Origin of the sequence: Ochrobactrum sp. EDr1-4 (assembly GCF_049199085.1) — a bacterium.
Taxonomy (GTDB): Bacteria; Pseudomonadota; Alphaproteobacteria; order Rhizobiales; family Rhizobiaceae; genus Brucella.
In genome coordinates this window covers 32,657-44,034 of record NZ_JBLZOF010000004.1, presented here as the reverse complement: position 1 = coordinate 44,034, position 11,378 = coordinate 32,657, and the positions used below count along the sequence as shown (strand labels likewise).

Below are 11,378 nucleotides of genomic sequence, written 5' to 3'. Positions count from 1 at the left end.
GCCTCCCGGTTCGGATGTTCATTTTTCCAAGCCGCTAATTAGCAGTTCAGCCATGGGCTTTGCAACTCATGTCGAAGTCGTCGCCCTTGAGGTATATCTTATGCCTGTCGCCAGATCCAGAAGCAGACACACATAGTTATCACAGCAGCTACAGTAAAAACTGCGATTTCGTCTTCAAGAACATCAATCAAAAACATTTGCCCCTCCGCGTTTGATGCAGAGTATAGCGGACTACTGTGAAAGAAAAACCCCGGCAGACGGTAGGTCAATCCGGGGTTCTACACCGAGGCAACTATGACGGGCGGCCTTGAGTGCACCTTATCTATTACAGAACATGCTTGAAAAGAAAAGCCTTGTCACAGCCCGCTGTATGACAAGGCTGCGCGTGGACAAGGAATGTAACATGTCTGGCGCCTCTGCAATCTAGCCGAGTATCCTGAAAAGAAAAGCCCCGGACGACTGGTGGTCGATATGTGCCGGGGCCGCGCTGGATAGATTGTCACCCCTCACCTGCGCCAGAAAATTGAAACACAGATAGTCACCAAAAGAAAGCCCCAGAGAATGGGGTTACTCTGGGGCTGAGCGTTCTTGAAGCGGGGGCTTCGTCCGCTCTCATCAATCATCTCACAAAAACAGGAAAACACAATGGATAGAACCGTACCAGCTGGCGCGGCGCTTCTGCTTGATTTCGTGCGCCTTATCGAAACGGGCAAAACCGATCGCTCTTCATACGATGTGATCTATGGTCACAATGAAGGAAAGATAACGAAGAAAATCACATCGATGTCGATCGATGAGTTGATCGGAATTCAGCCAACTTTCACAAAGCGCTTTAAGTCGTCGGCTGCGGGTGGTTATCAGTTCATGCGTAATACGCTGCTCGACTTGAAGGCGGAGTTACGCCTGCGTGGCGGGCAGATCATGGATCCTGATTTGCAGGATCGTCTCGGTTATCATCTCGCGATCCGTCGCGGCTACAATGATTTCATTGCTGGCAAGATCAGTCGCACTGAGTTCGGTCGGCGGTTAGCGCAAGAATGGGCTTCATTTCCTGTCCTTGCTCCGACGAAGGGCGCACACCGTGCATTGCAGCGGGGCGAAACATTCTATGCTGGTGATAAGCTCAATAAGGCTCTCGTTACACCGCAACGCATGGAAGCAATTCTTGATCAGGTGAAGGCGGCGGGAACTTCAGCTGTGGCTAGTGATGCTGTCGTCGTTGTTGAAAAGGTGCCAATCGTTGCAGATCCCGGTGAGCTTGGCGCACCTCCTGCGAAATCGAAAACCGTTATTGGCAATGCATTGACCGCCATAGGTATGGCGGTGACGGGTGTTGGCGCTTTCCTTGGCGGCCTGGATTGGCGCGTGCAGCTGTTCATCTGCGCTATGGTTGGTGGCTTTGCTGTATATGCAATCAAGCGGCGCTTCGATCTTTTTAAAGCGGTCAAAGACCTTTCCAATGAGTTTGCCTGATGGCAGTCATTTGGAAGGTCATTCCTGCCTGGCTAAAATACCTTATCGCCGGAATCGTCGCTGCCTGCATCATAGCGGGTGGCGGTTACCTGATCGGTAAGCGTGAAGGTCGGCAGCAAATCAAAACCGAACAACTGCAATCTGACATCAAAGCTGAACGTGAAAGGACGAAGGACGATGCGAAGCTCCGTTCTCTGTCGAACTATGATTTTTGTGTCTTGTCTCTTCGTCGTCGCGGCCTGCAACCCGCAGACTGTGAGCGGTTGCGCGGGGTGGCGGCAGAATAATCTCAGTGCGGCCGGATTGGTTGCGCTAACCACGGTGGATCGGGCAGGGGCCGAGCGCGTCGAGGGCAATGATGAAAACGGAAAGCGGCGGGGATGTTGGAAGTGAGTGAGGAGGGTAAGCAAGTGAATGGTCTAAGGCATGTTGAAAGCGTCTGGCAGCGTTTTGGCTCACTGATTAATACCGGCCTCATAGTTCTTGCGGCGCTCGGCGTGATCTGGAAGGGGGGTGGGTATGTTGAACGCGTCGAAACTGACATTCGCAGCAATGCGGCTGAGACAGCGAGAGTTGAGCGTGAGCAGGCTGCGAGGTGGACTACTCATGATGAGCTGCACAAAAACCGGCTCGCAGACGTTAAAGCGAATGATGCACGTTCTGATGAGAGAATGAAAAGCATCGAAAGTGACGTACGAAAAATCGCTGCTTCTTACGACAATCTCTCGTACCGCGTCACAACGAGCGAGCAGGCGATCCTATCGGTGACCCAAAGCAACAAAGAAACACAAGGCGCGCTTTCGCAACTCGGTGGTGATATGCGTGTGGTGAAAGAAATTCTTCAACGTATTGAAGCCGGTCAACGCCGCGTACCTCCTTAAACAACCCCGCTTCGGCGGGTTTTTTTGTTGTTCGCGGTGGGGGCGGATTAAAAAGCATAATTAAATCATATGGGCTAAATCTGCCCCACTTTTCTACAAGCGATTGAATTAGCTTGCTTTCCGTAGAACCTCCGGAACTCCGACCCCTACCGCATTATTCGTCTGGATCTGTTCCGGTGTAGCCGCGATACATGCCTGCCGAAACAACCTTAATGGCTGAAGCTGTTTCTTCAGCTGACCATCCAGCTGCAACCGCATCATCGATGAGATCACGTATGCCCGGAACGCCGGTGTCAGCTATTGCAGCTGCGGCATCAGCTTCCGATGTGCCTGATAATGTCGCTTGTTCGATCAAGTCTGCGATGCCTTGCGCAACAGCTTCCTGACAATCCAGATCTCGATCTGGGTAGTTTCCCGCTTGTTTAGGTTTCAAGATGGTGCTCTCCCTTTTAAAGAGATCAGGTAGCGCGCATATTACCTTCGTCCAGCCAAGGCGTCCTCGCCTTCCTGCTTATGTTCGTAGCAAAACCAAAGTTGACCATATTTCGTTTTGTAACCGTATGTGCCCCATGCTTTGCATCCGTCAGCATCGCACCAATGCTCCCACTTGCCTCCGGGCTTGGAAACGCGGCCATTATCTGTTCCGTATCCGCTCATGCTAACCCACCGACAAAGCCGCTCATTTCCTTAAGGCGCACCATGGATAGGCGCATCGTACCTTTGCAGCCGCGACCTTTACAGCGCGCCATGCTCTCGATCTGATCGAGATAGAGTTGCGAACGATCAACCGTCTCGCAGAGCAACAATTTATCGGTGTAGGCCAGACGGTTACATTTCCGGCAAATCAGTTCCAGCTTCTGATCATCTGCCAGATCGCCGACTTTGATGTGAGTTTTCCAGTTTCCCATCACCAAAAGTCCTCGGCTGAAGGAATGCGGGTGTAGCTGATCTTTCCGCCAACGTGTCCGCCTGCCGGTGGCTTCCATTCGCCCATACTGACGATTGTGCTGGAATATTTGCTGTTGAGCTTATCGACAGCACCATTGGCGCGTTCCCACTTCTGGCGCAGTTTGTCGTCATTATTGAGGAGATCAATCTGGCGCTCATCGGCTGGCGAAAGATCATATAGGGTGACGCCAACCCGGAAGATTGTCGTGCCTTTCGGAAACTCTCGGCGGACACGATTCCACAGCGCATTAAGACCAGCCAAGATGGCTTGATCGTCATTCACGACAGATAGTCCTTGTTTGCCCAGCCATGAGCCATCATGAATTGAAAGCCAGAGCCATAGACCTCCAGCATAGAAGTTTTCACGGCGCAGGCGACGCGCGGCCTTAGTGAGTAGCAGGCGTGAGATCTCGTAAGCGCCATCGATCTTGCGGGATTCTGGCGGCAGCACGCGCCCATGGCCAAACATCCCGCGCTGTTGCTCTGGCGCTTGGATGTCATATCCATGTAGGGCATACCAAAGTCGCTCACCGTTCACGTTGTTCCAGATCTTGCGCATATGCTTCGGCTGTAATGCGTAAAGCTGTTCTGTCGTGTAGATCCGGTTCTTGTAAAGCCGTTGCGCCAAGCTTGATCCGATACCGGGAATGTCTTCCAGCGGGATTTTCAGCAATGGCGCGGGCATCGATGCGGGATGCCAGATCGCAAGGCCGTTGCCATAGCTACCGTGACGCTTGCTTTCATCTTTCCCAGCCTTGCACGCGATCTTGGCCAACTGGCGGTTCGCAGCAAAACCAATCGAGCTGGTGATGTATGGTCCGATGTTGTCAGCAATAGCGGCTTTGATGCGGGCGGAAAGCAATTCAGGATCTCGCTTGCCGCTGTCGTCCAGAACGCACGTCAGCTCATCGATGCTCTTAGCGGTATCAATAGCGATGACCGTTTCGATCTCGCAGAGCAGGGCATTGTGCGCTCGTCGGTATAGATCTGGGTTCTGTGGCACGAGAATGAGATCCGGACAAACCCGAAGCGCGTCCTTGATTGGCATCACATTCTTCACACCCATCGCTTTCGCCTCTTTTGAGCAGGCGATCACGGCAGTTCGATTGGTGCCTTCAAAAGGAACGACACCGATTGGCCGACCTCGCAGACGCTTGTCGCACTGCTGCTCGACCGACGCGAAAAACCCGTCGAAGTCGAGGTACAGTCGTTCAATCGTCTCAGGCAGGCGCATTTCAAACTCCAGAAAACAGGGCGCACGAAACCTGTCCCGAGTGCATAGGCACTAAGGAACATATTCCGCGCTGTAGGGGAATGTTCCTAAAATGTTCTCATTTTGGAAAAGAGTCAATCAAGCTTTTTACGAGTGTGAAAATGCGGTGGAAATCCGGTTGATAAGCTGTGGGGAAATGCTGTTTGAGGAGGCGTTTTAACGCCTGTCAAAAGTTCCAACTTCCCATCATTAGCAACCCTATTGAGACGGCTTAAAGTTGGAACCGTTATTGAAAACCAAAGAAATCTTACATCCTTCTAAGCCGGTGGTCTTATTATGGAGCCGCTTTTATTGCATCGGACATTTAAAAGGTTACATGGATGAGAGGTATGAGTTCTAGTTCTCTCCGGTCTCGGAAGCCTTATCTCGACAAGATCAGAATTTCGGCTAATTTAGACTTAGAATCATCATCATTTAGGCGGCTCAGGGGCAGTAAATGAAATTAATCGACGTATTCACTCCAAACGATATTCCATCCTATACTTACGTTGGTCGTGAAGATTTGAAGCTGGAAGAGCATCTTAGAAATAATATGGAGATGCCGAAGACGATCGTATCAATAAGCGGTCCATCTAAGACCGGAAAAACCGTTCTAATTAAAAAAATAATTGATTATGACTATGTAATATATGTTCACGGGGCGGCAATCAACGCGGCTAGCAATCTTTGGGAGCAAGTTTTGCAGTGGATGGGTACGCCATTAAGCGAAACCAAATCCTTGGCCGATAATAATTCTATTGGCATGAGTGCTAGAGGTGAAGGTGGCGTGAGTGCTGTAGTAGTCAAAGGATCGTTTAGCGGCGGTGTAGACTATCGGCAGGGTCAGGCAAATACTGTAAGTTCAACTACAACAATCAATCCTCTAACACAGGTCATCAAAGAGGTGGCCAATAGCGATTTTGTAATCTTCATAGATGATTTTCACTATATAAAACCAGAAATCAGGACTGAGATCGGCAGGCAAGTAAAAGCGGCTGCTGATAATGGTGTAAAAATTCTGACTGCATCAGTTCCACATAGGTCTGACGATGTAGTGCGCAGCAATGAAGAACTTCGCGGTAGGGTTGCAGGCGTTGATATTGAACGCTGGAACAGCGATCATCTCGTTCAGATAGCTGACAAAGGATTTGAGGCACTGGGGATCGTTGTAAGCGAAGAGATTAAAAGACGTTTGGCAGATGAGGCGATGGGGTCTCCGCAACTCATGCAGACAATCTGCCTTAATCTCTGTCAGGTTTTGGGTGTTGTGGGTCCGACGAAAGATCTTGTGCATTATGAGGTTACAGAGGGCCAGATCGAGGATGGGTTGCGCAGGACTTCGGTCGTAACTGATTATACAAAGTTGCTTTCAAGTCTTCATGCAGGGCCGCGAGTACGCGGAACAGAGCGAAAAACGCATGCACTGGTAGATGGAACGAACGGTGATGTTTACAGAACGGTATTGCTTGCTGTGAAGCAAAGCCCTGTAGCGCTTTCATTTACTTACGATGATATTCAGTCCCGAATAAAGAATGTATGCACAGGAGAAACGCCTTCCGGCTCCAGTGTTACCTCTTGTCTGGAGCAGATGCAGACGATTTGTACTGAGGTGCAGTCTTCATCAGAAGTGCTAGCGTGGGATGGAGACACGTTGGATATAGTGGATCCCTACTTCGCTTTTTATCTTAGATGCTCGAACAAACTGAGCACTCTGGGATCTGTCTTTTAGGGGGGAGTCTAATCTTCAGACAATCAGGATCCGCGCTAGCATTGTTCAAGCGAATGGCTTCGCTTGAACAGGTTTGCAGATCCAGAATAAAGATATGAAACAGGCAGGTATTATTGCCCACATTTTGGGCCACATTATGAGCCACATATTATTTAAGAAGTACGGAAAAATACCGCAAAATAAGGGTTTATGTAAGATCGATGAAGCGACCCGTCGGTACCACATCTGAAGCCGAAAGAGCTCCAAGCACGGCTAATTTGCGCCTGTATCAGCGTGTCGTAAGCTGGAGAGTTCATTGAAAACGAAATAAATCTCACAGCCTTCTAAGCCGTAGGTAAGTTTAAACCGCTTGGACGACACGTTCATAGATGACATGGGATGAAAGTGCTCATTCGAACTAGCTGTAAAAACCGGATATGAAACCGGATATTTAGGTGATACCTGAAATGGAAGATGATTTTAATTCAATGACTTATTAGAATAAATAATAGGACACCCCCTCCGCCATTTCCCTTTCCTTGAAATTCCAGATCCATCAAAAAACCGCGCAATTTCGGGCTTTTGCGCCGGTTATCTCTCCGCGTCCTTCCATGTACGTATCCGGCAAGCCAGTCAAAATGCGTATATAATGTGTATACGCGATCGGAGAAAAGCGTATATCGCGGCGCCTTAATGCGTATACGTCACGGGGGGCGAAAATGTTGACAGATGCTGCAATTAAAAGAGCTAAATCTAAAGACAAGTCCTATCACCAAACACATTCGAACGGACTTTCGATTCTCATTATGCCGACCGGTTCAAAAGTTTGGCGTTATCGTTATCGTTTCGATTCCAAGGCAAAAATGATATCTTTCGGCCCGTATCCTGAGGTCTCGCTTGCTTAGGCTCGGCAACATCGAGAAGAGGCCAGAAAGCTGTTGCGATCTGTCGTCGATCCGTCTGCTGCCAAGAAGAAACAAAAGCTCATGAGGCCTAATGAAGCGTCTACCTTTGAAGCGATTGCCCGGGAATGGTTTAATCTTCAGAAGGGTTCGTGAAGTGAGCGTCATGCAGATGAAGTCATTCATACATTGACGCGTGACGTATTTCCCGATCTCGGTGATATGCAAATTAATGAGATTACACCGCCTGAGGTACTAAGCGTTCTGCGTAAAATTTAAAAACGCCCTGCGATTGAGACAGCACATCGTGTGCGTCAACGTGTGTCAGCTGTTTTTGCTATAGCGATTGGAAAAGGTAGCTCTGATCCCGCGTCGATCGTTCAGAAGGCGCTAGCGCCGATTAGGAAAGGTCGTCATCCGGCTGCTGCCACGCTCGAAGAAGCACGTGCAATCATTCAAGCGATAGATGGTGAAACGGCGCATCCAGTCACGCGACTTGCAATGCGTATGCTTGCTCTTACCGCCGTTCGGCCTGGTTCATTGGCGGCGACGCCATGGAGCGAGTTTGCAGGTGTTGATGAGGACAATCCAGTCTGGACTATTCCTGCTGAACGTATGAAGATGACAAAGGCGATGAAGAACGATGATCGCAATGACCATCGGGTACCTTTGTCACGGCAGGCTCTCGAAACGCTTAAGGCCGTTCGCCTGTTGACAGGTAAGGGCCCCTACGTATTCCCCAATGCGCGAAATGCACATAAGCCCATGAGTGAAAATGCGCTGGGTTACCTTCTCAATCGGGCCGGGTATCATCACCGACATGTTCCTCACGGTTGGCGCGCGACATTCTCGACAATTATGAATGATAATTTTCCAGCTGATCGTTTTATTATCGACGCGATGCTCGCTCACAAACAAGACGATAAGGTTGAAGCAGCATACAATCGTGCAAGCCATATGGCGCGCCGACAGGAGCTTGCACAAATATGGGCTGACATGCTCCTTGATGGTATGCTGCCGGCATCAGATTTGCTTGTTGGCCGCCGTCGATCAGCTCAAAGAATATTCGGCAAGATCAATTAAAGTGTATTTTTAAGGGGGGCGTTGCCCTTCTGAGGTGACGACATGCTGAAATATGAAGAGATGAAGCGCGTCGCTTGAATAGACTGAATTGCGACGCGCTTTTGTTTTGGCCTAAGACATTGCTTCGATGCCGAGGTAGTGTGGAAATCCAATATTCCATTTCATCGGATCTCCACCGAACAGAGCTGCCTCCGAGTTTCAGGGATTGTGGAAATCTTCCCTCTGACATCCATTCATAAATGGTGGCACGCCCGAGGCCAGTCAGCTGCATCACCTCCGGCAGTGCCAGCAAACGGAAATTTGATGGACTTCCTGAGATGTCGCTAAAAAGACTTTCTTTATTGGTATGCATGGATGATACTCCCATTGTTAATATCGGTCGATCCATACATAGCCTCCAGACCAGATCGTCACGCACGACCCTCGCGGCTTGTTGCCTGTTGCCTTTATCGCAACATGTTATATCGTGCAGAGTGCATATGTTGTTCGCTCTGGCCCTTTGGCTATGGATGGATCAACCATCTTGAGGCGGCGGACTGTTTTGGTTCGTCGCCTCCTTTATATTGTCATTAGCAAGTTGTTAAAAAGCAAGTGCCCAGTAAAAATTTCTTAGGCAGATTTTGACCAGATACCACAAATCATCTAATTGTTTGTTTTTAAATAATAAAATTGATGGCGCATTAAATTCCCATTTTTGGCAACATTTGCGCCTCATTTCCGATACGCTTTTTTACTAGGCACATTCAAGGTCAATTATTTTCTAAACTTTTGAGAAAACTGATTGGAAAAAATTATTTTAAAATTTCCTCCATTTAATATTTTATCAGAGTTTTAAAAGTGATTTTATCCGTGTAAAAATATAAAATAAGTTTGCTGGTCAGATTTCTCTGCTGCTACCAGTCAGCTGTTTAATTTAAAATCAATCATTGGTGAAATTCATAAAGCATTGAATTTTAACAGTAAAATAACTTACGTAAAGTTTAGGAAAATAATTTCAAGAAAAAGTAATAACTCACACAGACCTTTTTTAAAAAAATAATTAAATTATTTATAAATTGGGGAGGATTAAGATGGCTCTATATTTTTTTGAAAATTAGTTTCAATAATCGTAGTTCAGATATCTAAAAAAATATAAAATTAAAAAAGCCGAAAATTATTTTATAAAAAATCTATTTCTGGATCTCACAAAAAGACTGAATATTTATAAAAAATTTATTTTTCTTCATAATAATTCAAGTTTCCAATAGGAAAATCGACATCATCACAATTTCGTAATTTATGACATTTTTCATGATTTTATCATTTTGGCGTTGCTTGGGATAGATTGTCCGTGGTCGTATCGCTTTCATACTCATAAACATCATTCAGTTTATGTCGTATTTTTGAAAAAATTCGAATAGTTGCTTCATTTTTAGAAACAGGCCGAGCGTACCCAGCCTGTCATAAAGATTTGCAGTTATTGAATTTCGGATTGCAATTCCTTTAGCGGAAGCACAAATTCGCAGTTCTCAATTCAATCCCATATGCGCGAGAATGACATTCTTAATGATGGCGATGAGCCGCTTGCAGTCATCGGGATTTTCATTGCGGATGCAGTAAAGCTCAACGGCCTGGGTCATGTCCGTTCGACCGCCGACACCATAATCAGTGTAGCGATCGATAATATCCTGATTGATATTCTTGCGCTCAAAATGCGCAATGGCATCTTCGGTGTTGCGCCATTTGAGCCAGCTGCAAGATGCAAGCCGCTTTTGAAAGTCGGCACTGAACTGCTGACGCCTCATGCCTTGAGGGAGGGTGAACGAGAGGCCGCGGGTTAACGCACGAACCGGGCTATTCTCGTGAAGAGTCTCTGGCGAATAGATCTGAAGAGCTGAATATTCATCATAGCCTTCATCCTGCACCGGCCAGTCACCATCGATTTGATAATAGGACCCGTACTGATCCTTGCTCTGCTGCTTGATACGATCAGCAATTCGACCTTCACCGCATTCACCGATCTTAAAGATCGGAATGCTGAGCTGCTTTTTAAGATCCTTTAAGCCAGGGCTGAATTTCTCGGCGAATGCCTTTGAACTCAGAATATCGGCCGTGTCGAGGATGAGGTCATCACCACCGATGACTGGCCATTGTGTTTGGTATTTTGATGAAGCTGTCTGTGAACGGGCAGACGGTAGAAGCAATTGCTTTTTGTCTGCTTTGTTTTCAGAGGATTTCGTGTGTGACGTTTCTTCGGTGATTGCTGAGTTTGACGAAACACATCCATCGTTTGTTTCCTTATTGAGAATAAAATTGTTGGGAAAGTTCAGGCTGATGCTCAGAGGGTGTTCACCCTCAAAGCGAAGCCCAGGGGTGATCGGCAGCAGAATGCTTGATTCCCCGAGTTCGATGCGCATGTTTGCGGATTGCGGCTCATTGCCATCATCAAACGAGATGGTGAGCTGAAGTTTAGTATGTGCAGTTGTCATTAATTTCCGTCTTTCTATTTTTCGTTTTGTTTTGTTGTTGATGTCAGTGCTGACGAACCGCGCGCGAAAGCACGCTGGAAGCAGCGATGCTCCAGACAGGATTAAGCGGATTGCGCGATCAGTCTTTTTGGAAGGGAGGCGGAACGGCCTGCGGCCTGATCATTCAGGCGGCGGAGTTAATGGCCTTGTTGCCTCAGAGCAGTCGATGAGCGTAAATGCTATCGACGGATGGTCAGACGCACGAATGCTGATGACAATGGTGATATGAGCGAAAACCTCAACGGTTTAAACAGGCTTGGCTTAGGGGCGCTGCCAGATGAGGGCAAATTTGCCGTCTGCATCCTTATCGAGAAGCCGCGCATAAACCGGTGACACAAAAGTCGGATCATCAAATTTGACGGAGAGATAATTCTGCTCTGTATCGAGCGTTGTTCTGCGCCAGGCAGATCCAACGATGAAGCTCTTTTTATAAATATCGAAATCCGGACTGAATTCGCTTTTCTTTTCACGCGGCCAGAATACCAGATCGATCGTGTGCCCGAGCAATTCCATTTGACCAACGATACTGTTGCCGCGCTGATCAAACATTCCAATTATTCGCATTTCATAACTCCTTATAATTTTGGACGAACAAAAGCTCTGGCCTAAGTAAAGCTGAAACCA

General features: G+C 47.7%; 12 protein-coding genes and 1 pseudogene. 7 read left to right on the top strand and 6 right to left on the bottom strand.

The window, feature by feature from the left end:
* Nucleotides 1–645: 645 nt before the first annotated feature.
* The 3 genes from ACOZHT_RS15030 to ACOZHT_RS15020 all read left to right on the top strand — a co-directional run bounded on the left by ACOZHT_RS15030 (nt 646) and on the right by ACOZHT_RS15020 (nt 2,354).
* Complete coding sequence (locus ACOZHT_RS15030) at nt 646–1,473, top strand: hypothetical protein (RefSeq protein WP_421565901.1); 828 nt, start codon at nt 646–648, stop codon at nt 1,471–1,473.
* A complete protein-coding gene (locus tag ACOZHT_RS15025) occupies nt 1,473–1,760 on the top strand; it encodes a hypothetical protein (RefSeq protein ID WP_421565900.1) in 288 nt (95 codons plus the stop codon). Before ACOZHT_RS15030 ends, ACOZHT_RS15025 begins: the two co-directional genes overlap by 1 nt.
* A gap of 102 nt (nt 1,761–1,862) precedes the next feature.
* The gene (locus tag ACOZHT_RS15020) at nt 1,863–2,354 is read left to right on the top strand and encodes a hypothetical protein (RefSeq protein ID WP_421565899.1); all 492 of its coding nucleotides are present in this window, start codon (nt 1,863–1,865) and stop codon (nt 2,352–2,354) included.
* A gap of 154 nt (nt 2,355–2,508) precedes the next feature.
* On the opposite strand, the gene ACOZHT_RS15015 is transcribed toward ACOZHT_RS15020, so the two are convergent.
* The 3 genes from ACOZHT_RS15015 to ACOZHT_RS15005 all read right to left on the bottom strand — a co-directional run bounded on the left by ACOZHT_RS15015 (nt 2,509) and on the right by ACOZHT_RS15005 (nt 4,536).
* Nucleotides 2,509–2,787 (bottom strand): hypothetical protein, encoded by a 279-nt coding sequence (locus tag ACOZHT_RS15015; protein ID WP_421565898.1) that lies wholly within the window; start codon nt 2,785–2,787, stop codon nt 2,509–2,511.
* A gap of 220 nt (nt 2,788–3,007) precedes the next feature.
* On the bottom strand, nt 3,008–3,262 hold the full coding sequence (locus tag ACOZHT_RS15010) for a hypothetical protein (RefSeq protein WP_113485226.1): 255 nt from the start codon (nt 3,260–3,262) through the stop codon (nt 3,008–3,010).
* Nucleotides 3,262–4,536, bottom strand: a complete 1,275-nt coding sequence (locus ACOZHT_RS15005) for a Y-family DNA polymerase (RefSeq protein ID WP_421565897.1) — start codon at nt 4,534–4,536, stop codon at nt 3,262–3,264. The genes ACOZHT_RS15010 and ACOZHT_RS15005 overlap by 1 nt, the downstream gene beginning before the upstream one ends.
* Before the next feature lie 475 nt (nt 4,537–5,011).
* Between ACOZHT_RS15005 and ACOZHT_RS15000 the strand changes: the two genes are divergently transcribed.
* The 4 genes and pseudogenes from ACOZHT_RS15000 (at nt 5,012) to ACOZHT_RS14985 (ending at nt 8,247) form a co-directional block, all read left to right on the top strand.
* Complete coding sequence (locus ACOZHT_RS15000) at nt 5,012–6,283, top strand: hypothetical protein (RefSeq protein WP_421565896.1); 1,272 nt, start codon at nt 5,012–5,014, stop codon at nt 6,281–6,283.
* Between the two features lie 698 nt (nt 6,284–6,981).
* Nucleotides 6,982–7,167 (top strand): Arm DNA-binding domain-containing protein, encoded by a 186-nt coding sequence (locus ACOZHT_RS14995; protein ID WP_421565895.1) that lies wholly within the window; start codon nt 6,982–6,984, stop codon nt 7,165–7,167.
* A 165-nt stretch (nt 7,168–7,332) separates the two neighbouring features.
* Nucleotides 7,333–7,443, top strand: a pseudogene (locus ACOZHT_RS14990) (phage integrase central domain-containing protein); the annotation flags it as partial.
* 42 nt (nt 7,444–7,485) lie between these two features.
* Nucleotides 7,486–8,247, top strand: coding sequence for a tyrosine-type recombinase/integrase (locus tag ACOZHT_RS14985; protein ID WP_421565894.1), 762 nt, complete (start codon nt 7,486–7,488; stop codon nt 8,245–8,247).
* Here the strand turns inward: ACOZHT_RS14985 and ACOZHT_RS14980 are convergent.
* The 3 genes from ACOZHT_RS14980 to ACOZHT_RS14970 form a co-directional block, all read right to left on the bottom strand.
* Nucleotides 8,240–8,599 (bottom strand): helix-turn-helix transcriptional regulator, encoded by a 360-nt coding sequence (locus tag ACOZHT_RS14980; RefSeq protein ID WP_421565893.1) that lies wholly within the window; start codon nt 8,597–8,599, stop codon nt 8,240–8,242. The genes ACOZHT_RS14985 and ACOZHT_RS14980 overlap by 8 nt on opposite strands.
* 1,156 nt (nt 8,600–9,755) lie before the next feature.
* Entirely contained in the window at nt 9,756–10,715 is a 960-nt protein-coding gene (locus tag ACOZHT_RS14975; protein ID WP_421565892.1) for a hypothetical protein, read from the bottom strand.
* A 300-nt stretch (nt 10,716–11,015) separates the two neighbouring features.
* On the bottom strand, nt 11,016–11,318 hold the full coding sequence (locus tag ACOZHT_RS14970; protein WP_421565891.1) for a DUF736 domain-containing protein: 303 nt from the start codon (nt 11,316–11,318) through the stop codon (nt 11,016–11,018).
* Nucleotides 11,319–11,378 lie beyond the last annotated feature (60 nt).

What these genes read in the sequence shown, in the direction of transcription:
- ACOZHT_RS14995 (WP_421565895.1), top strand. Translation starts at nt 6,982, where the DNA reads ATGTTGACAGATGCTGCAATTAAAAGAGCTAAATCTAAAGACAAGTCC.
- ACOZHT_RS15025 (WP_421565900.1), top strand. Translation starts at nt 1,473, where the DNA reads ATGGCAGTCATTTGGAAGGTCATTCCTGCCTGGCTAAAATACCTTATC.
- ACOZHT_RS14975 (WP_421565892.1), bottom strand. Translation starts at nt 10,715, where the DNA reads ATGACAACTGCACATACTAAACTTCAGCTCACCATCTCGTTTGATGAT.
- ACOZHT_RS14970 (WP_421565891.1), bottom strand. Translation starts at nt 11,318, where the DNA reads ATGCGAATAATTGGAATGTTTGATCAGCGCGGCAACAGTATCGTTGGT.
- ACOZHT_RS15005 (WP_421565897.1), bottom strand. Translation starts at nt 4,536, where the DNA reads ATGCGCCTGCCTGAGACGATTGAACGACTGTACCTCGACTTCGACGGG.
- ACOZHT_RS15000 (WP_421565896.1), top strand. Translation starts at nt 5,012, where the DNA reads ATGAAATTAATCGACGTATTCACTCCAAACGATATTCCATCCTATACT.
- ACOZHT_RS15030 (WP_421565901.1), top strand. Translation starts at nt 646, where the DNA reads ATGGATAGAACCGTACCAGCTGGCGCGGCGCTTCTGCTTGATTTCGTG.
- ACOZHT_RS14980 (WP_421565893.1), bottom strand. Translation starts at nt 8,599, where the DNA reads ATGCATACCAATAAAGAAAGTCTTTTTAGCGACATCTCAGGAAGTCCA.
- ACOZHT_RS15010 (WP_113485226.1), bottom strand. Translation starts at nt 3,262, where the DNA reads ATGGGAAACTGGAAAACTCACATCAAAGTCGGCGATCTGGCAGATGAT.